Annotated in this window: 14 protein-coding genes and 2 tRNA genes; 10 read left to right on the forward strand and 6 right to left on the reverse strand. The window is 70.9% G+C overall.

Going from position 1 to position 18,553, the window contains the following annotated elements; genetic code table 11:
* Nucleotides 1–14: 14 nt before the first annotated feature.
* Nucleotides 15–941, reverse strand: coding sequence for a bifunctional DNA primase/polymerase (locus tag AB5J56_RS23330; RefSeq protein ID WP_369234712.1), 927 nt, complete (start codon nt 939–941; stop codon nt 15–17).
* Nucleotides 942–1,333: 392 nt separating this feature from the next.
* Between AB5J56_RS23330 and AB5J56_RS23335 the strand changes: the two genes are divergently transcribed.
* From AB5J56_RS23335 to AB5J56_RS23370, 8 genes are all read left to right on the forward strand, one after another.
* Complete coding sequence (locus tag AB5J56_RS23335) at nt 1,334–1,645, forward strand: hypothetical protein (RefSeq protein WP_369234713.1); 312 nt, start codon at nt 1,334–1,336, stop codon at nt 1,643–1,645.
* Nucleotides 1,646–1,866: 221 nt separating this feature from the next.
* On the forward strand, nt 1,867–3,060 hold the full coding sequence (locus AB5J56_RS23340; RefSeq protein ID WP_369234714.1) for an acyl-CoA dehydrogenase family protein: 1,194 nt from the start codon (nt 1,867–1,869) through the stop codon (nt 3,058–3,060).
* On the forward strand, nt 3,057–4,025 hold the full coding sequence (locus tag AB5J56_RS23345; RefSeq protein ID WP_369234715.1) for a bifunctional MaoC family dehydratase N-terminal/OB-fold nucleic acid binding domain-containing protein: 969 nt from the start codon (nt 3,057–3,059) through the stop codon (nt 4,023–4,025). Before AB5J56_RS23340 ends, AB5J56_RS23345 begins: the two co-directional genes overlap by 4 nt.
* Before the next feature lies 1 nt (nt 4,026).
* Entirely contained in the window at nt 4,027–5,076 is a 1,050-nt protein-coding gene (locus AB5J56_RS23350) for an acyl-CoA dehydrogenase family protein (protein WP_369234716.1), read from the forward strand.
* Complete coding sequence (locus tag AB5J56_RS23355) at nt 5,073–5,522, forward strand: MaoC family dehydratase (RefSeq protein ID WP_369234717.1); 450 nt, start codon at nt 5,073–5,075, stop codon at nt 5,520–5,522. Before AB5J56_RS23350 ends, AB5J56_RS23355 begins: the two co-directional genes overlap by 4 nt.
* Complete coding sequence (locus tag AB5J56_RS23360) at nt 5,519–6,685, forward strand: lipid-transfer protein (RefSeq protein WP_369234718.1); 1,167 nt, start codon at nt 5,519–5,521, stop codon at nt 6,683–6,685. Before AB5J56_RS23355 ends, AB5J56_RS23360 begins: the two co-directional genes overlap by 4 nt.
* 202 nt (nt 6,686–6,887) lie before the next feature.
* A complete protein-coding gene (locus AB5J56_RS23365) occupies nt 6,888–7,460 on the forward strand; it encodes a SigE family RNA polymerase sigma factor (protein ID WP_369234719.1) in 573 nt (190 codons plus the stop codon).
* 162 nt (nt 7,461–7,622) lie between these two features.
* Nucleotides 7,623–9,299: a long-chain fatty acid--CoA ligase gene (locus tag AB5J56_RS23370; RefSeq protein ID WP_369234720.1), complete on the forward strand. Its 1,677-nt coding sequence runs from the start codon at nt 7,623–7,625 to the stop codon at nt 9,297–9,299.
* Nucleotides 9,300–9,374: 75 nt separating this feature from the next.
* Here AB5J56_RS23370 and AB5J56_RS23375 read toward each other — a convergent pair whose 3' ends face one another.
* A complete protein-coding gene (locus AB5J56_RS23375) occupies nt 9,375–13,685 on the reverse strand; it encodes a PAS domain-containing protein (protein ID WP_369234721.1) in 4,311 nt (1,436 codons plus the stop codon).
* 324 nt (nt 13,686–14,009) lie between these two features.
* Nucleotides 14,010–14,537, reverse strand: a complete 528-nt coding sequence (locus AB5J56_RS23380; RefSeq protein WP_369234722.1) for an SSI family serine proteinase inhibitor — start codon at nt 14,535–14,537, stop codon at nt 14,010–14,012.
* A 167-nt stretch (nt 14,538–14,704) separates the two neighbouring features.
* Between AB5J56_RS23380 and AB5J56_RS23385 the strand changes: the two genes are divergently transcribed.
* Together AB5J56_RS23385 and AB5J56_RS23390 are read left to right on the forward strand one after the other, a co-directional pair.
* Nucleotides 14,705–14,795, forward strand: a tRNA-Ser gene (locus tag AB5J56_RS23385).
* A 216-nt stretch (nt 14,796–15,011) separates the two neighbouring features.
* A tRNA-Arg gene (locus AB5J56_RS23390) sits at nt 15,012–15,084 on the forward strand.
* 80 nt (nt 15,085–15,164) lie between these two features.
* Here the strand turns inward: AB5J56_RS23390 and AB5J56_RS23395 are convergent.
* The 3 genes from AB5J56_RS23395 to AB5J56_RS23405 all read right to left on the reverse strand — a co-directional run bounded on the left by AB5J56_RS23395 (nt 15,165) and on the right by AB5J56_RS23405 (nt 18,553).
* Nucleotides 15,165–16,448: a tyrosine-type recombinase/integrase gene (locus AB5J56_RS23395; RefSeq protein WP_369234723.1), complete on the reverse strand. Its 1,284-nt coding sequence runs from the start codon at nt 16,446–16,448 to the stop codon at nt 15,165–15,167.
* Nucleotides 16,448–16,645, reverse strand: coding sequence for a helix-turn-helix domain-containing protein (locus tag AB5J56_RS23400; protein WP_369234724.1), 198 nt, complete (start codon nt 16,643–16,645; stop codon nt 16,448–16,450). Before AB5J56_RS23400 ends, AB5J56_RS23395 begins: the two co-directional genes overlap by 1 nt.
* Nucleotides 16,646–17,065: 420 nt before the next feature.
* On the reverse strand, nt 17,066–18,553 hold the full coding sequence (locus AB5J56_RS23405) for an ATP-binding protein (RefSeq protein WP_369242716.1): 1,488 nt from the start codon (nt 18,551–18,553) through the stop codon (nt 17,066–17,068).

Consider the following 18,553-nt stretch of genomic DNA (forward strand, 5'->3'; position numbering starts at 1 on the left):
CGCTACAGCCGGGGTCAGTTCTGTTCCGGCCGTGGGCGTTCCACGGACATGCGGGCCGCCGAGGCGATCGTGGAGCGGGCCTCGCGTTCGGTGAGGCCCGTGCGGACGGCGGCTTCGGTGAGGGCGCCGGCGAGTTCCGGGCCGAAGCCGTTCTCGTAGGCGCGGCAAGCGGCCCAGAAGAGGCGGGTGTTGCGTTGGCCCTCGTGCGCGGCGAGTACGAACTGCACCAGGCCCTGGTCGTGTTGGCCGGTCGCCGAGGGCGCGCGGTGGTGTGTGCGCGGCGGGGGCGTGAGCAGGCGCAGGAGTTCGGGTGGGCAGTGCGCCGGTGCCAGTTGTGCGGTGCCCGGCGCCGTGCCGTACACACCGTGCTCGGTGCGGGAACCGGGGCCGACGAGGTAGCCGCCGGCGCCGCGGATGTCGATACCGGGGGCGAGCCGGCTCGCGGAGTTGGGGACGACCACGTCCGGCGGACCGCTCAGCCAGAGATGGCGGCCGCCGCTGGGGGTCAGCACGACGACCGTGGCCGGGATCGTGAAGAGGTGACGCAGGGCCAGTTCGCGCAGGGCCGCCGAGGAGTCCGTACCGGATTTGGTGTCGAGGTCGATGCCGATGAGGTGGTGCGGGGGCAGCCCGCAGGCGATGCCGTAGCCGGTGGCCCAGGGGGCGGCGGCGAAGAGCTCACGGATGCGCCGGGGATCGGTCGAGGCGTCGTACACGCCGTGTCCGAAGCGGCCGCATTCGCCGTGGCAGCGCGGGGTCGGAAGTTCCCCTTGTTCGAACGGAGTTGCGGGCAGGGGGGAGGGGGCGGGGTCGTCGCGGTGGGGGGAGCGCAGGGCCGGGAGCTTCGTCCGGGACAGCGGAATGACCGCCAGTCCGCGTTCGGCGGCGGACAGGGCGTGGGCCAGGGCCAGGGTTGTGGCCTGCCGGTCGGTGGTGGCCATGGCTCCATGTTCGTACGAGTGTTCGAAAAAGGGAAGAGGGTTCACCGGGCGGACCGGGCCCGCTCGGGGTTCGGTGACGTCTCCATCGGACTCGGGTGAGATTGGCCGAAAATGTGCCGAAACGCTTCAGCCCTTGCGGCGACTGGAGTGGAGTCGCCTGTGCGCGTCTGAGCTGGGGATTTGTCGGGCTGAAGGGGGTTTATCGACATGTCATCACGCTTCAGGGCGAATCACGGCTTCCGGGGTGGTTCGCCGGGGATTCGGTGGGCAACTCTGGAGTCGCGACGTTGTGATCAGCCCCGAGGCGGTCGGCCAACTGCCTTGGAACAAGCCGTACTTCCGTACCTCCCGGTGCATCGCCGGGGCGTACATCCGGTTCTGGAGGAATTCACATGGCAAGCATCCGTACCGCCCGCGTCCTCGCCGCCGTCGCGGCCCTGCCCCTCGCGGCCGCCCTCTTCACAGGCGTCGCGGCGGCAGACAACGGCGCCTTCGCGGACGACGGATCGAACGCGGGCGTGGCCACCATCAGCGGCAGCGGGGTCGGGCACGACAACAACGGCAACTCGTCCACCACACAGCAGCAGGCGGTCGGCTCGGGGGCCTCGAACCAGAGCAACACGGCCCAGGTGAACGGCTCCGCGTTCACGGCCATCAACCAGGGAAACGAGAACGTGGCCATCAACTTCGCCAACCTCTGGTGAGCCGTGGGCCGATGCGCTCCCATCGGCCCTGACGCTCCCGTGCGGGGTGAGCTCTGTGGGGTGTGACGCGCCTGCGCGGCGGTACTTCGGTGCCGTCGCGCAGGCGTTTTCGTATGTCCGGGGCGGGTGTTCCGCGGGCTCCCGTCGACCTTGACAGTCAGCCATGCCTGACGGACAGTCAGAAACCCTTGTCCATGTGACGTCCGGGAGGGCCGTTCGCCGTGCACCTCGCCCCCACCGAGCGCCAGCAACGGCTGCGCGCCGAACTCCGTACGTACTTCCGGGAGCTGATGCCCGACGGACCGCCGCCCACCGACGACCCCGCCCGGCAGCGCGCGGTGCTGCGCCGGATCGGCGCCGACGGGCTGCTCGGACTCGGCTGGCCCCTCGCGTACGGCGGTCAGGGGCGCGGCGCGGACGAGCAGTTCGTGTTCTTCGACGAGGCGTACCGGGCCGGCGCGCCGGTGTCCATGGTCACGCTGAACACCGTGGGGCCGACGCTCATGAAGTACGGGAGCGAGGAGCAGAAGGACTTCTTTCTGCCGCGCATCCTGAGCGGTGACCTCGTCTTCGCGATCGGGTACTCGGAGCCCTCGGCGGGCACCGACCTCGCGTCCTTGCGCACGCGCGCCGTGCGGGACGTCCAGGACGGTCGGGGCGGCGGCAGCGACGACGCGGACTGGCTGATCGACGGGCAGAAGATCTTCACCTCCAACGCCCAGCACGCCGACTGGATCTGGCTCGCCTGCCGCACCGACCCCGATGCGCCCAAACACCGGGGCATCTCCATCCTCCTCGTGCCCACGGACGCGCCGGGTTTCTCGTGGACGCCGATCGAGACCGTGGGCGGACTGACCACGACGGCCACTTACTACGACGGGATCCGCGTCCCCGCCGCGAACCTGGTCGGCGAGGAGAACGGCGGCTGGGCTCTCATCACCAACCAGCTCAACCACGAACGGGTCGCCCTCGCCGCCATCGGCATGCAGGCCGAGGACTTCTACGCGTCAACCCTGGAGGCGTCGCGATCACCTGATCCGGTGAATGGCCGACGCCGGATCGATGAGCCGTGGGTGCGGTTCCGACTGGCCGAGGTGCATGCCCGTCTGGCGGCATCACGCCTGCTCAGCTGGCGTTTGGTGGGAAACATGGGAGCCGGCCGACTGGCTCCCGGCGACGCGAGCGGTGTGAAGTTCGCGGGAACGGAATCGGCTGTCGCGACGTATCGCATGTGTCGGGAAATTGTGGGAGAGGCGGGATTGATCCGTGCCGGTTCACCGGGGGTGTTCGGGGACGGCGAGCTGGAGCGGATGAACAGGGCGGCGCAGATCAACACGTTCGGGGGCGGGGTGAGCGAGGTGCAGCGGGAGATCGTGGCGACGATGCGGCTCGGGATGACCAGGGGGCGGCGGTGAGTGCGACGGAGCCGACCGATGAGCTGGGCGTGAGACTGAAGGTGTACGAGGGGCAGGCGGTCGCTGTCGCCGGTGTGGGCAAGGACCCGGTGAACATGCCGATGATCCGGCACTGGTGCGAGGTGATGGGCGACACCCATCCCATGTACGCGGGGCCGGGCGCCATGGCCCCGCCCACGATGCTCCAGGCGTGGACCATGGGGGGCCTGTCCGGGCACACGGGGCGCACGGGTGCGTACGACGAACTGTTCGGCCTCCTCGACGAGGCGGGCTATGCGGCGGTGGTCGCCACCGACTGCGAACAGGAGTATCTGCGCCCGCTGCGGCCCGGGGACGAGGTCACCTTCGACGCGGTGATCGAGTCGGTGTCGGACCGCAAGACGACGAAACTGGGCACGGGGTACTTCGTGACGACCCGCATGGACGTGCGGGTGGGAGAGGAACTCGCGGGCACGCACCGTTTCCGCATCCTCAAGTACGCCCCTGCGCACCGGAAGCGGGGTGATGAGCGGGAGAAGCGGCGTGCTGCGCAAGCCCTGCGCCCGCGTCCGGTGGTCAACCGGGACAACGCCGGGTTCTGGGAGGGCGTGGGGCGGCACCAGTTGCTGATCCAGCGGTGCGACGGCTGCGACGCCCTGCGGTTTCCCTGGCTGCCGGGATGCCAGGCCTGCGGCTGCCTGGAGTGGGACACGGTCGAGGCGACCGGGGACGGCACGGTCTACTCCTACGTCGTCATGCACCACCCGCCCTTCCCCGCCTTCGCCCCGCCCTACGCGGTCGCACTGGTCGAACTGGCCGAGGGCGTGCGGATCGTGAGCAACGTGGTGGGGGTGCCGCACGACAAGGTGCGGATCGGGATGCCCGTACGGCTCGAATTCCGGCGGTACGACGATGAGTTGGAGCTTCCGGTCTTCCGGGCCGACCCGGAGCGGGCCGACGAGCACCGGACCGGGGGCGAGGGCTGACATGGACTTCACGCCCACCGAGGAGCAGGCAGCCGCTCGCGATCTGGCCGCGCGGATCTTCGGCGACCTCTCCACCCATGAGCGACTTGCCGCCGCCGGTACGGGGAGCGACCCCGAGCTGTGGAAGGCGCTCTGCGCGGCCGGGCTCGTGACGGCCGTGGAGGAGACGGGACTCCTCGGCCTGGTGCTCCTCCTGGAGGAACAGGGGCGCCGTACGGCGCAGGTGCCGTTCGCGGCGAGCTGTGTGTACGGGGTGCTGGCGGTGTCGGCGCACGGCTCGCGGGAGCAGCAGGAGCGGCTGCTGCCCGGCATCGGGGACGGAACGGTGGTGGTGAGCGGGGCGCTGCCCGACCAGGGAGGCGTACGGGTTTGCGGGGAGCGCGAGTTGACCGGCACCGCTCCCGTCGTGCCGTGGCTGCGGGACGCCACGCACATCCTCGTGGCCGACGACCGGCGGCGGTTGTGGCTGGTCGGGGCCGCCGACGCGGTGTGCGAACCGGTCGAGACGACGGCGCCCTGGTCGGCGGGGCGGCTGACCCTCGACGGAACACCGGCGGAGCGGCTCGGGGAGCAGAGCGCCCACGACGACGTGCTGGCCTCCGCCCGGACCGCCTTCGCGGGGCTGCAGGCCGGGGTGTGCGCGGGTTCGCTGGCCAGGGCGGTGGAGCACACGAACACGCGCGAGCAGTTCGGGCGCCCGCTCGCCGTCAAGCAGGGGGTCCAACTCCGGGCGGCCGACGCCCATATGGACACCGAGGCGATACGGGTGACGGCGTACGAGGCGGCCTGGCGGCGCGACGAGGGGCTGCCGTACGCCACGCACGCCCTGACCGCCGCCTGGTGGGCGTCCGAGGCCGGGCAGCGCGTCGTGCACGCGGGCCAGCATCTGCACGGCGGGACGGGAGCCGACCTGGAGCACCCCGTGCACCGGCACTTCCTCTGGGGGCGGCAGCTGGACGCGTATCTGGGCTGCGGGAGCGAAGTGCTCCAGGAACTGGGGGAGTTGATCGCACGGGGTGAGTCGATCGCGCAGGAGGAGGGAGAGGCATGAGAGCCGGTGAGGAGTTGCCGCCGCTGGAGATCGAGATCACGCGCACGCTGATCGTCGCCGGGGCGATCGCGTCCCGCGACTACCAGGACGTGCACCACGACGCGGAGCTGGCACGGCAGAAGGGATCGCCGGACATCTTCATGAACATCCTGACCACCAACGGCCTGGTCGGGCGGTACGTCACCGATCACTTCGGGCCGGCGGCCGTGCTCCGCAAGGTGGCCATACGGCTCGGGGCGCCCAACTATCCGGGGGACACGATGGTGTTGAGGGGCACGGTCGAGGTGGTCGAGGGCGACACGGCGACGGTGAAGGTGATCGGGGCGAACGGCATCGGCAGACATGTCACCGGCACGGTGACGGTCACGGTCCCCGGTACGGAGACCGTCATGCCCCCCGGTGCGGAGACTGTCATGGCCCCCGGCGCAGCGGGAGGCGTCCGGTGAGCGTACGGAGGCGCGACACCCTCGGCGGACGCGCGGCGATCGTCGGGATCGGGGCCACCGAGTTCTCCAAGGACTCGGGGCGCAGTGAGCTGCGGCTCGCCGTGGAAGCCGTGCGGGCCGCGCTGGACGACGCCGGGCTGACACCGGCCGATGTGGACGGCATGGTGACGTTCACGATGGACACCAGCCCGGAGATCACCGTCGCCCAGGCGGCCGGAATGGGGGAGCTCTCCTTCTTCTCGCGGATCCACTACGGCGGCGGGGCGGCCTGCGCGACCGTGCAGCAGGCGGCGCTCGCGGTGGCGACCGGCGTGGCCGAGGTGGTCGTCTGCTACCGGGCGTTCAACGAGCGGTCGGGGCGGAGATTCGGATCCGGGGTGCAGCAGCGGGAGCCGTCGGCCGAGGGCGCGGCGCTCGGCTGGGCGCTGCCGTTCGGGCTGCTCACCCCCGCGTCCTGGGTGGCGATGGCTGCCCAGCGGTATCTGCACACATACGGGCTGACGCCCGAGGCGTTCGGCCACGTCGCCGTGGTGGACCGGAAGTACGCGGCGACGAACCCGGCGGCGTACTTCCACGGCAGACCCATCACGCTCGCCGAGCACGCCGCCTCGCGGTGGATCGTCGAGCCGCTGCGGCTGCTGGACTGCTGCCAGGAGACCGACGGCGGGCAGGCGCTGGTCGTGACCTCCGTGGAGCGCGCCCGCGAGCTGCCGCGTCCGCCGGCGGTGATCACCGCGGCCGCGCAGGGTGCGGGCCGTGCCCAGGAGCAGATGACCGGCTTCTACCGGGACGACCTGACGGGGTTGCCGGAGATGGGTGTGGTGGCCCGGCAGCTGTGGCGGACCGCGGGGCTGACGCCGTCGGACATCGACGTGGCGATCCTCTACGACCACTTCACACCGTTCGTGCTGATGCAGCTGGAGGAGTTCGGGTTCTGCAAGCCGGGGGAGGCCGCCGACTTCGTCGCCGAGGAGCGGCTGCCGCTCAACACCCACGGAGGACAGCTGGGGGAGGCCTATCTGCACGGGATGAACGGGATCGCGGAGGCGGTACGGCAACTGCGCGGCACGTCCGTGAACCAGATACCCGGAGCCCGTCGCGCCCTGGTCACCGCGGGAACCGGGGTCCCCACCTCGGGTCTGGTGCTGGGGGCCGATGGCTGAGCGGCGCATGCCGGGGACGTAGAGGAAGGGGCCCGGCGTACTGCGGTGGAAGTCGTCTCTCAGGGGTGAACCCTCAGAGGGCCGGGGCCGCTCGTCCACCTTCAGGAGGTGGGGTCAACCCCCTTCCTACAACCTGAGGCGGACACCGCTTCGGGACCTGCGGCCGATCCGCGGGAACGGGGGTCACTTCTAGCGTGGAGCCATGACCACACCCGTCTGCACCAGCGCTTCGAACGTCGCTACGCGAAGGGCCGGGACCCATCCGATGGCGTCCCACCTCTCGTACCCGTCGTTCGCGTCGTACGTGAAGGCACGCCAGCCGGTGCTGCTGCGCACCGCCAGGTCGCTGACCGCGAACCCGTGCGACGCGGAGGACCTGCTGCAGACCGCGCTCACCAAGACATACGTCGCCTGGGACCGGATCGAGGACCACCGGGCGCTCGACGGCTATGTGCGGCGCGCCCTGCTGAACACGCGGACGTCGCAGTGGCGGAAGCGGAAGGTCGACGAGTTCGCGTGCGACGAGCTGCCGGAGCCCGAGGGGCTGCCCGCCGGGGACCCCGCCGAGCAGCAGGCGCTGCACGACGCGATGTGGCGGGCGATCATGAAGCTTCCCGCGCGGCAGCGGGCGATGGTGGTACTGCGGTACTACGAGGACCTGAGCGAGGTGCAGACGGCGGAGGTGCTCGGCGTCTCCGTCGGCACGGTCAAGTCCGCGGTGTCGCGTGCGCTCGGCAAGCTGCGCGAGGACCCCGAGCTGAGCCCGGTCCGCTAGGCGCCGCGGCACCGCAGCCTCCGGGATTGCTGCCTGTTGCCGGTGTTACTGCTGGTAGAAGCGTTACGAAGCCAACACGTGACGTGATCGATCACCCGGAACTAGTGACATACCACGCGGTATGTGAGCAGAATCAGCGCAGCCCTTACTACCGCGTAGGCAATGTCGCCCCGGGAGGACGCCGTGCTGAGCACGATGCAGGACGTACCGCTGTTGGTCTCCAGGATCCTGACCCACGGGTCGACCGTCCACGGCACTTCGCAGGTGATCACCTGGACCGGTGAGGGCGCCCCGCAGCGCCGTTCCTATGCCGAGATCGGCACCCGGGCGGCCCAGCTCGCCCACGCCCTGCGCGACGACCTCGGCATCCGTGACGCCGACCGGGCCGCGACCCTCATGTGGAACAACGCCGAACACGTCGAGGCGTACTTCGCGATCCCCTCCATGGGCGCGGTCCTCCACACGCTCAACCTGCGCCTGCCCGCAGAGCAGCTCGTCTTCATCGTCAACCACGCCGCCGACCGCGTGATCATCGTCAACGGCTCGCTGATCCCGCTGCTCGCGCCGCTCCTCCCCCAGCTGCCGACGGTCGAGCACATCGTCGTCTCGGGCCCCGGCGACCGCTCGCCGCTCGCCGCCGCGACCGCGCAGGTGCACGAGTACGACGAGCTGATCGCGGGGAAGCCGACGACGTACGACTGGCCCGAGCTGGACGAGCGCACCGCCGCGTCCATGTGTTACACCTCCGGCACCACCGGCGACCCCAAGGGTGTCGTCTACTCCCACCGCTCCATCTACCTGCACTCCATGCAGGTCAACATGACCCAGTCGATGGGCCTGACCGACCAGGACACCTCGCTCGTCGTGGTCCCCCAGTTCCACGTCAACGCCTGGGGCCTGCCGCACGCCACGTTCATGACGGGCGTCAACCTGCTCATGCCGGACCGCTTCCTCCAGCCCGCCCCGCTCGCCGAGATGATCGAGAGCGAGAAGCCGACGCACGCCGCCGCAGTCCCCACCATCTGGCAGGGACTGCTCGCCGAGCTGCACGCCAAGCCGCGTGACGTCTCCACCCTCACTCAGGTCACCATCGGCGGCTCCGCCTGTCCGCCCTCCCTCATGGAGGCCTTCGACAAGCTGGGCATGCGTGTCTGTCACGCCTGGGGCATGACGGAGACCTCCCCGCTCGGCACGGTGGCCCGCCCGCCGGCCCACGCGATCGGTACGGAGGAGGAGTTCTCGTACCGCCTCACGCAGGGCCGCTTCCCGGCCGGCGTCGAGGGACGCCTCTCCGGTCCCGGCGGCGAACGGCTCCCCTGGGACGGCGAGTCCGCGGGCGAGCTGGAGGTGCGTGGCCCCTGGATCGCGGGTGCGTACTACAACGGCCCGGACGCCGAACCCCTGCGCCCCGTCGACAAGTTCAGCGAGGACGGCTGGCTCAAGACCGGCGACGTCGGCACGATCAGCCCCGACGGCTTCCTGACCCTCACCGACCGCGCCAAGGACGTCATCAAGTCGGGCGGCGAGTGGATCTCCTCCGTCGACCTGGAGAACGCCCTCATGTCGCACCCCGAGGTCACCGAGGCCGCCGTCGTGGCCGTCCCCGACGACAAGTGGGGCGAACGCCCGCTCGCCACCGTCGTGTTGCGCGAGGGCTCCACCGCCGACTTCGAGTCCCTGCGCAGCTTCCTCGCGAGCGAGGGCGGCATCGCCAAGTGGCAGCTGCCCGAGCGCTGGACGATCATCGAGGCGGTGCCGAAGACGAGCGTCGGCAAGTTCGACAAGAAGGTGCTGCGCAGGCGGTACGCGGAGGGCGAGTTGGACGTCACGCAGATCTGACGCGCCTTTGGGCCCGCACGACGGTTGGGGCACTGTTTCACGTGAAACAGTGCCCCAACCGTCGTATCAGCGGCGTCAGTTCGTGCCGATCCTCGCGAGGAGGTCCACGATCCGGTCCTGCACCTCGTTGCTCGTGGAGCGTTCCGCAAGGAAGAGGACCGTCTCCCCCGAGGCGAGCCGCGGGAGCTCGGTCGGGTCGACGGCGGCGGTGTAGACGACGAGCGGGGTGCGGTTCAACTGCCCGTTCGCGCGCAGCCAGTCGACGATTCCGGCACGGCGGCGACGTACCTGCAGCAGGTCCATCACCACCAGGTTCGGCCGCATCTGCGCGGCCAGCGTGACCGCGTCCGCGTCCGACGCGGCCCGTGCGACCTGCATACCGCGCCGCTCCAGCGTCGAGGTGAGCGCGAGCGCGATCTCCGCGTGCTCCTCGATGAGCAGGACACGCGGCGGGTGCTGCTCGGAGTCCCGAGGAGCCAGCGCCTTGAGGAGCACGGCGGGATCGGCGCCGTACGCCGCCTCGCGCGTCGCCTGGCCGAGTCCCGCCGTCACGAGCACGGGGACCTCGGCGGCGACCGCGGCCTGGCGCAGCGACTGGAGCGCCGTACGCGTGATCGGACCGGTCAGCGGGTCCACGAACAGCGCGGCCGGGAACGCGGCGATCTGTGCGTCGACCTCCTCGCGCGAGTGCACGATGACGGGCCGGTAGCCACGGTCGCTCAGCGCCTGCTGGGTGGTGATGTCCGGCGCGGGCCACACGAGCAGCCGCCGCGGGTTGTCCAGCGGCTCCGGAGGCAGCTCGTCGTCCATCGGCTGCGGCTGAGGCCGGTCGGCGACCTCGACGGCACCGCCGGGCCCGTCGAGCGGCTCGGGCCCCTCGGCGGCGTTCTCGTCCGGTGCCCCTATGGCGTACGACCGTCCGGCGCCCTCGGTGACCGCGGCCAGCAGCGACTGGGGAGCGGCCGGGGTGGCCCCGGCCGGCTGCCCGGCCTGCGGGTGCGGGCGGGCGCCCGTCTCCGGACGCTCGACAGCGGGCTCGGGGGGCGTACCGAGCTTGCGGCGTCGGCCGGAGCCGTTGGTCTGGTGCGGGGGAGGCGTCGGGGTCGCGGACGTGGGGCCCGGCTGAGCCGGAGTCTGCGGCTGCGCCGATGCCGGCGGCTGCGGGGAGGGCGGCTGAGGCGCGGCGGTCTGGCGGCCGAACGGTACGCCCTGGCCGAGCGTCCGCACGCTGATCGCGCGCCCCTGCGTCGAATTGGGGTCGATCGGCGCGACGGCCTCGGCGGGCAGCGGCTGCGCGACCCGGGCCGGCGCGGCTCCCTCGGGCGGGAGGGGGGTGCCGGTGGCGGGGGTGGCCGGCTGCGCCGGGGCGGGAGCCGTCGGCTGTACGGGAGCTGCGGCCTGGGCGGGGACGCCGGCACCGGGGGTGTCGTCGGCGACCGGGTTCGGCCAGGGCTGGGGGGCGGGGAGGGGCGTGCCGGCCGCGGGGGTTGCCGGGGCGGGGGCGGCGGCCTGGGCGGGGACGCCGGCCGTCGGGGTCCCGGGTGCCGGAGTCCCCTGCGTGGGAACGTCCGCGGCCGGGCCCCCCTGCGCAGAGACGCCCGTCGCGTCGGGCTGAGCCGGAGCCGACGCCGGAGTCGGATTCGGTCGGGCGCGGCGGCGGCCCGTCGGTGTGGAGACGGGGTGCGGCTGGGGCGGGGTGTGGTCGTCGGCCGGGTCGTGCAGCATCGCGTCGTGGCGACCGTCGTCGGCCTGGCCGTGATCGTGATCGTGACCGTGACTCTGTACATGGCCGTGACCGGCAACGGCCGTCTCGCTCTGCACGCCCGGAGCCTGAGCCTGAGCCCGGACCTGCGCCTGTCCCTGTACCGGTACCGGTCCCTGTGCTCGCGCCTGGGCCTGGGCCTGGGCCTGAGAGGTCCCTGCCTGTTCCTGGATGTACTCGGGTGAGCGGTCCGCATCCGCAGGCGGGAGCGCGAAGACGGTACGGGCGCCCGCCTCCTGCGCGGCGGCACGCTCCGCCGCAGCGGCCAGCGCACGCCGACGCCGCCCCGTGGGCTGCGCGTCGCCACCCTCGACAGAGGCCTCCGCGGCACCCTGTGTCCCAGCAGCCGCAGCCGGAAGAGCGGCGGGCAGCGCGGGCGGCAGCGCCTGCTGCTCGGTGTCGCGGCGTGCGCGCCGCCCCGAGGGCGCGGGCACGCCCTGCGGTGGCACCGTCCCGCCCAGCCCCGTACCCACCGCGGCGGTCCCCGCCGCGTGCTCGGCCGCCATGACGACCGCACCCTCGCTCACACCGGCGGCAGCGGCAGCGATCTCGGCAGCACTGGGCTGCCCGCGCCGCCGCCCGGAACCCCCGGAACCACCCGAGGCCTCACCGTCGTTCGTGTCGGCGTCCTCGGCCCTCGACGCCTGCGCCGGAACCGACACCTCGCCGGTCGCGGTCGTCGTCTCGCCGGCCGCCGCCGCCCGCCGCCGACGCCGTCCCGTGGGCGGGGCAGCACCTGTGGCGGCGTCCGGAACACCGGTCGCGGGGGCGGCGGAGCCCACCTCGCTCTCCAGGAAAGCGTCCACGGAGGACCGGCGCGCCCGCCGCCGTCCGCCTCCCTGGTGCGAGGCCTGCTCGGGAACGGCGATCTCGGCGCCGGTGGTCACCGAGCCGTCGGAGCCGTCACCCGCGGCGGTCGGCTCGGCCACGGTGACCGGCGCCTGCGGCGGAGTCATGGCCCCGGCGCCGTCGCCGAGCGGCACTTCGAGCACGAACGCGCTGCCGCTCATCCCCGGCACCTCGTGGGTCTGCAGCACACCGCCGTGAGCCCGCACGATCCCGCGCACGATCGGCTCGTGCACCGGGTCTCCCCCGGCGTACGGCCCGCGCACCTCGATCCGTACGACCTCACCGCGCTGTGCGGCCGCCACCACGACCGTGTTGTCCATGTAACCGCCCGCCGAGACGGGCGCGTTGCCCGTCGCGTCGACACCGGCGACGTCGGCGATGAGGTGCGCGAGCGCCCTCGCGAGCAGCGCGGGGTCGACCTCGGCCTCGATGGGCGGCGCGTGCACGGCGAACTGGATCCGCCCGGGGCCGATCAGTTCGACGGCGCCGTCGACACCGGCCGCGACGACCGCGTCGAGCATCACCGCCGTACGTACGACGTCGACGTCGCCGGAGTCGAGGCGCTGGTAGCCGAGGACGTTGTCGACGAGCGTGGTGATGCGCGAGTAGCCGGCGGCCAGGTGGTGGAGCACCTGGTTGGCCTCGGGCCACAGCTGGCCGGCGTCGTCGGCGGCGAGCTTCGACAGTTCGCCGCGCAGTTGGTCGAGCGGGCCGCGCAGCGACTGACTGAGCACGGCAAGCAGCTGCTCGTGCCGGGCGGCGAGCGCCTCGTAGCGGTCCTTCTCGCGCTCGCCGAGCGACGCGTACCGCTCGTCGCCCGCCGCGAGCTCCTCTTCGTGCTGCTCGCGCAGCTCGGCGAGCTCGGCCGCGTGCTGCTCCCGGACTTCCCCGAGCTGCTCCTCGTGCTCGGCGGCGACCCGCGCGAGCTCCTCCGCGTGCCGCTTGGCCTCGGTGTCCTTCTCCTCGGCGAGGGTGTCGTACGGCCGCCGGTCGGTGAACGTCATGACCGCGCCGACGAGCTGGTCCCCGTCGCGCACCGGCGCCGTCGTGAGGTCGACCGGCACCTTGGCACCGGACTTGGACCACAGCACCTGCCCGCGCACCCGGTGCTTGCGCCCGGAGCGGAGGGTGTCGGCGAGCGGCGACTCGTCGTACGAGAAGGGCTCGCCGTCGGCCCGCGAGTGCAGGACGAGCGCGTGGAGGTCCTGGCCGCCGAGGTCGCTGGCCCGGTACCCCAGTATCTGGGCGGCGGCGGGATTGACGAGAACAACCCGCCCCTCGGTGTCGGTCCCCACGACACCCTCGGCCGCCGCGCGCAGGATCATCTCGGTCTGCCGCTGCGAACGCGCGAGTTCGGCCTCGGTGTCGACGGTGCCCGACAGATCGCGTACGACGAGCATGAGCAGCTCGTCAGGAGTGGGGCCGTAGCTGTCGTAGGCCTGCTGGCCGTTCTCCAGATTCGCGCTGGTGACCTCGACGGGGAACTCGACACCGTCGGTCCGCCGCGCGATCATCCGGGTCGGCTTGGTCCGCCCGCTCTGGTCGATGGTCTCGGGCCGACGCATGGATCCGGGGATGAGCCGCGAGTCGAACTCGGGCAGCAGATCGAGCAGTCCGCGCCCCACCAGAGCCGTGCCCGGGGCCTCGAAGGCCTCCAGGGCGATGGTGTTCGCGTTGACGACGGTCCCATTGGCGTTGACCAGCACCAACGCATCGGGCAGCGCGTCCAGTATGGCTGCGAGGCGAGCAGCGCCTCGGGATGGCCTGCTGCTCACGAGACGCTTCCTCCCTGTTACCGCACCTTGCCGACCGCGGATGCCATCTTGCCAACCGGCCCGCAGCGTGTCACGCGAGGGAGTCTACGGGCAGAGGTTGCGTCGGCGGCCCCGGATGAGAGGGAGGTCGCACGCAGAAGACAAGCAGAAGACACGAAGAACCTGTGACCGACCTTCCGACCGCGTATCTCACCTCAGGAAACCCCCAGGTGACTCCCGGGAAGCAGGGTCGGCGAACGTCGGGGAGCGGGATCAACGAACGCTGGAGGATTCAGAGGACAGGGTCACGAACGCCGGAGGATTCGGAGGATTCGGAGGACAGGGTCAACGAACGTCGGGAAGCAGCGGCACGAGACCGTCCCACCGCCCGATCTCGCATCCGTTGCCCCGGTCGAACCTGGCGTCGACCGGCCGTCCGGCCCAGATCCCCGTGACGTGAGCGGTGGCCGGACCGCCGTACTGCATCGTGCACATCGTGTCCGGCGGTACCGGCGCGAAGAGGTCCTTGCCCCAGGTGGTACCCCGGTCGAGCGTGCCGCAGGCGGCCTCGGCCTGGGGGTGAGTGCCTCCGCCGGGATGACAGAGCAGTTCGTACGTACCGTCCGCACCGGCGCCCGCATCGTGCACCGTCACCGTCAGGTGGTCACCACGGCGCGCGGGGTCCGGGTGGTGGCCGGCGTCCTCGCCCGGGGGCGGCGGTGGCATCAGGGACGGCAGGTTCAGCGGGAGCGGCTCGGCGTACGCGGTGGCGGGCACCGCGGACAACGAGGCGAGGGACGCGGCAGCGGCGGTGCCGACGGCGAGGACGAGACGGGGGAGCACGGGGCGGGACACCGCGGGACGACGCAACATGACCTGACTAACGCCACACCGGTCTCGCAGTTGCGCGCCCGCCACCGGCGGAATGGGCTTTGCTCTGCGGCCCGCCCGCCTAGTACCGTGGGAGGCGATTGGTGACAGGCCGCTCGGCTGTGTCATCATCTGCACGCACCACTCGCGCTCGCGCGGGGGGTTGTGCTGGAGGCGTCGCCTAGTCCGGTCTATGGCGCCGCACTGCTAATGCGGTTTGGGACGCAAATCCCATCGAGGGTTCAAATCCCTCCGCCTCCGCACCACGATCCGAAGCCCCGGTCCACCTGGACCGGGGCTTCGGTGCGTACGGGCCCACGGCGCGCGCCGTGGCCGCCCCAGGAACCGTTTCCGCAGCTCACAAGGGGTGCGGCAAACGGATTTCACATGGCGGCGGCAGTCATGTAATGTTCTTCCTGTCGCCGCGAGCGGGTCGAAAGAACCGGGACCGAGACAAGCAAGACAAAAACAAAACAAGCACTCGTAGCTTAACGGATAGAGCATCTGACTACGGATCAGAAGGTTGCAGGTTCGAATCCTGCCGAGTGCACACAGGTCAAAGGCCCCCCGGGATCATCCCGGGGGGCCTTTGACATCAGCGGGTGACATCAACGCGGTCGGAAACGGCGCTCAGTCCTCGTTGTCCGGCTTCGCCTCGCCCTCCGATTCCTCGTCGGGCTCGTTGAGGTTGAGCGCGTCGTCCATCCGTTTAGCGGCTGCCCTCAGCGTCGTGTCCATGACGTGCGCGTAGGTGTCCAGCGTCATCGTGATCGTGCTGTGCCCCAGTGTCTCCATGATCGTGCGAGCGTCGACACCTTGGGCGAGCAGAAGGGAAGCGCAGGTGTGCCGGAGGTCGTGCACCCGAACGCGGTGCACGTGCGCGTCCCTGCACAGCGTGGTCAGCATCCGGTTCAGGCCCCGGGGGTCTGTGACGCTGCCGGTCGCCGTGGTGAAGATCAGGCCGTCCGGCTGACCTGATGTGGGTTGCCACTTTTCGCCCGCGACCAGGCGTTCCCGCTCCTGCTGCTCACTGTGCTGCGTGAGCGCCCGTACGCAGTGCTTCGGGAGGGGGACCGTGCGAATCGACCGTGTGGTCTTGGGCGTGCCGAAGATCAGCTCTCGCCGGATGCGCTGCACGTTCCGGCGGACACGGAGCTGGCTGTTCGCGAGGTCGACGTCCGACCAGGTGAGCGCGAGAGCCTCACCCCGGCGCAGGCCGGTCGACACAAGCAGCAGCCACAGGGCGTAGAGGCGGTGGGGCCGGGCGGTCTTGAGCAACAGGCGAGCTTCGGCGGCGTTCAGCGGACGCACCTCCTTGCGTGTGACTGTGGGTGTTTCGACGATCCGCGCGACGTTCCGAGTGATCAGTTCCTCTCGAATCGCCTGCTGTAGGGCGGACCGGAGCACGGCGTGGATGTACTGGACGGTGCGTGCCGAGGGCCTGCGCTTGCAGCAGCGACCGACGGCGCAGCAAGAGCGCTTCTCCTCGGGCCGCTCCTTGTCCGCACCGCGCAGGCAGCACAGGCAGGCGGCCTTGAACTCCGTGAGGAACCGGCGGATGTCTGCCGGGGACAGCCGATTCAGCTTCTTTTTGCCGAGTGCCGGCCGGATGTACAGGCGGGTCAATCCCTCGTAGCTGTTCACCGTCGCGGGCTTGAGCCGTTCCGGCGCGATGGCGGCCAGCCAGTAGGTCAGGAAGTCACCGAACACCATCGTGGACGACGCGGCGGGGATGCCCTGCCTGGTCTTCTCCTGCAACTCCGTGAGCTTGTCGGCCACTTCGTCGCGAGTCTTGCCGTAGACGAACTGGCGGTGCCTGGTCCCGTCGGGGCGGTACACGTAGGCGGCGGCCTGATAGCGACCGTCCTTGCGCTTGGTGATCGTTCCTTCGCCGTTGGCGCGACGCTTGGCCATCAGTCGGTCTCCTCGATTCGGTTCTGCATGTACTTGCGTACGGCGTCGACCGGAATGCGGCGGGCGCGTCCGGACGTGAAGCTTGCGAGCTGCTTCGAGCGGATGAGGTCGTAGACCTTGCTGCGGCTGAGGCGCAGAGCGGTCATGACTTCGGGGACCTTGAGTGCTTCGTGGCTCGGGGGCATGGCGGTGGTCATGCGGTGACTCCTCTGGGGGGCCTGTCCGAGGCGTGGATTTCTGCGTCATTGCGTCATCAGCGTCATTTAGGCTTCTGACCTGCGGCTTTGCGTGACGCGGCGGTTGGGGGGTGCGTCATCTGCGCGTCATGGGCTGCGTCATCGCATGACGCAGATGACGCAGGATGACGCAGGGCTCTCCGTCTGCGTCATGCCTGTTGCCGCAGGTCAGGTGACGTTTTTCGGGCTGCATGACGCAGATGACGCAGCGTCTTCCCTCCTAGGACAAAAGAGGGGGTGTCTGTTGTAGTGCGGTGCGCCTCAAGCGTGAAGAAGGAGCCGCTGCGCGGCGCGACCTTGGGGCGGCGTTCCGCCGAACAGCAAGAGGAGCACGCGCGCCCTGGTGCTCTTCTTGCTTGTCCGGGCGGGCGCGGGTGGGGGTCAGAACGCCCGCGTCTGCTCGTGCGGAGGCAGGGTCAGGACGACCGTGCGGGTCATTTCCAGGTAGCGGCCCTCGCTGGTACGGCCCGAGTCGATGACGACCCCGCGAGCTGCAAGCGTCGGCTGGAGACGCTTGAGGCGGTCGGAGAGGACCTTGCCCGTCGTCGGCCAGCCCTTGGGCAGCGGCCGCAATTCCTCGCCGCTGTAGACGCCACTGAGGCAGTGCAGCCACTCGGTGGAGGTCATCCGCTGCGCCCCGTCCGGTCCCGGCTCGATGGTGTCGGCGTGCCGGAGGACGGTCTGCGCGAGGAGGTCACCCTCGATGACGTCGTCGTTCAGGTCGTCCAGGCTGGCTCGGTAGGCGGTGAGTGCCCCGAGGCCGGTTGCCGCGTCGAGCTGCGCGCACAGGTGCGCGAAGTCCGCCATTCGCAGGTCGGTGGGGGTTTCCGCCTCCACGGCGCGGACCTTGACCGTGAGATCCAGGAGCGAGCCGAGGACGACGGGCAGGACTTCCGCGTAGTCCGCCCACAGTTCGGCCTCGGTCCGCCGGACGCGGGGCCGCTCCAAGCGCAGGGGCAGGAGCCGTTCGGCGAGGTCGGGCCGGATGACGCCGACGTCGATACCGGTCAAGAGGAGGGGGCGGCGGTAGCCGACGCGGAACACGTCCCCGTCGGTGAACAGGGCCCGCTTGACGCTCTCGGCTCCGGTGACGATGCAGCACATGGCGTCGGACAGGTCCGGCGTCATGTGGGAGAGGTTGTCCAGCGCGGTGATCCATCCCGCCGCCACGGCCGCGATGAGGTTCTCCTCGTCCTTCGGTGCACGGCGCAGGTCGCCGCTCATCCCCTCGATGATCCTGGTGAGCATCCGGCCCCCGGTGGACTTGCCCGCGCCCTGCGGTCCGGTGAGGAACGGCGCGGGGACCGGCACGGACGGTCCGAGGCAGCCGATCAGCCAGGCGATGGCCAGGCATTCGGTCTCGGCGTTGGCGAAGTTGCACAGCCGCATCAGCAGGTCGATGCCCTTACCGTCGGTGTCCTTGACGGGAAGGGGCAGTTCCCCGGTGAGCTGCGTGCGCCGCCAGCAGACTTCCCGCGGGTCGGGGGTGAGGATGTCCCAGCCCGACGGGTGGATGCGGACGGACTTCCCGTCATCGCGCCCCAAGTCCAGCCACGTCGCCCCGTCGAACCCGGGGGCCACGCGGATGTTCACGGTGTGCGTGTCCTCGTACAGCGCGAGCGCTTCGATCAAGTCCAACGCCTCCTTGAGCGCGGTCCCGTTGAACACGCCGACCCCGTCCCTGTACATGCCGACCATGAGTTCCTGGCGGTGGCTGCCGGTCGTGCCCTGGGAGCGCATCGGACGGGCCACGGGGTGGCCGTTCCGCTGCGCGTACACGGTCCCGTCGGCGGTGCGGAAGTACCGGAAGTGCGCCTGCGCGTAGTCCGCGATGACCTCGCGGGCCGGATTCTTCTCGTCCTCGGACAT

This window comes from Streptomyces sp. R21 (genome assembly GCF_041051975.1).
Classification (GTDB): Bacteria; Actinomycetota; Actinomycetes; order Streptomycetales; family Streptomycetaceae; genus Streptomyces.

Bases quoted from the DNA above. Each gene is read 5' to 3' on its own strand.
- AB5J56_RS23330 (WP_369234712.1), bottom strand. From the start codon at position 941: ATGGCCACCACCGACCGGCAGGCCACAACCCTGGCCCTGGCCCACGCC.
- AB5J56_RS23335 (WP_369234713.1), top strand. From the start codon at position 1,334: ATGGCAAGCATCCGTACCGCCCGCGTCCTCGCCGCCGTCGCGGCCCTG.
- AB5J56_RS23350 (WP_369234716.1), top strand. From the start codon at position 4,027: ATGGACTTCACGCCCACCGAGGAGCAGGCAGCCGCTCGCGATCTGGCC.
- AB5J56_RS23355 (WP_369234717.1), top strand. From the start codon at position 5,073: ATGAGAGCCGGTGAGGAGTTGCCGCCGCTGGAGATCGAGATCACGCGC.
- AB5J56_RS23365 (WP_369234719.1), top strand. From the start codon at position 6,888: ATGACCACACCCGTCTGCACCAGCGCTTCGAACGTCGCTACGCGAAGG.
- AB5J56_RS23370 (WP_369234720.1), top strand. From the start codon at position 7,623: ATGTCGCCCCGGGAGGACGCCGTGCTGAGCACGATGCAGGACGTACCG.
- AB5J56_RS23380 (WP_369234722.1), bottom strand. From the start codon at position 14,537: ATGTTGCGTCGTCCCGCGGTGTCCCGCCCCGTGCTCCCCCGTCTCGTC.
- AB5J56_RS23395 (WP_369234723.1), bottom strand. From the start codon at position 16,448: ATGGCCAAGCGTCGCGCCAACGGCGAAGGAACGATCACCAAGCGCAAG.
- AB5J56_RS23400 (WP_369234724.1), bottom strand. From the start codon at position 16,645: ATGACCACCGCCATGCCCCCGAGCCACGAAGCACTCAAGGTCCCCGAA.
- AB5J56_RS23405 (WP_369242716.1), bottom strand. From the start codon at position 18,553: ATGTCCGAGGACGAGAAGAATCCGGCCCGCGAGGTCATCGCGGACTAC.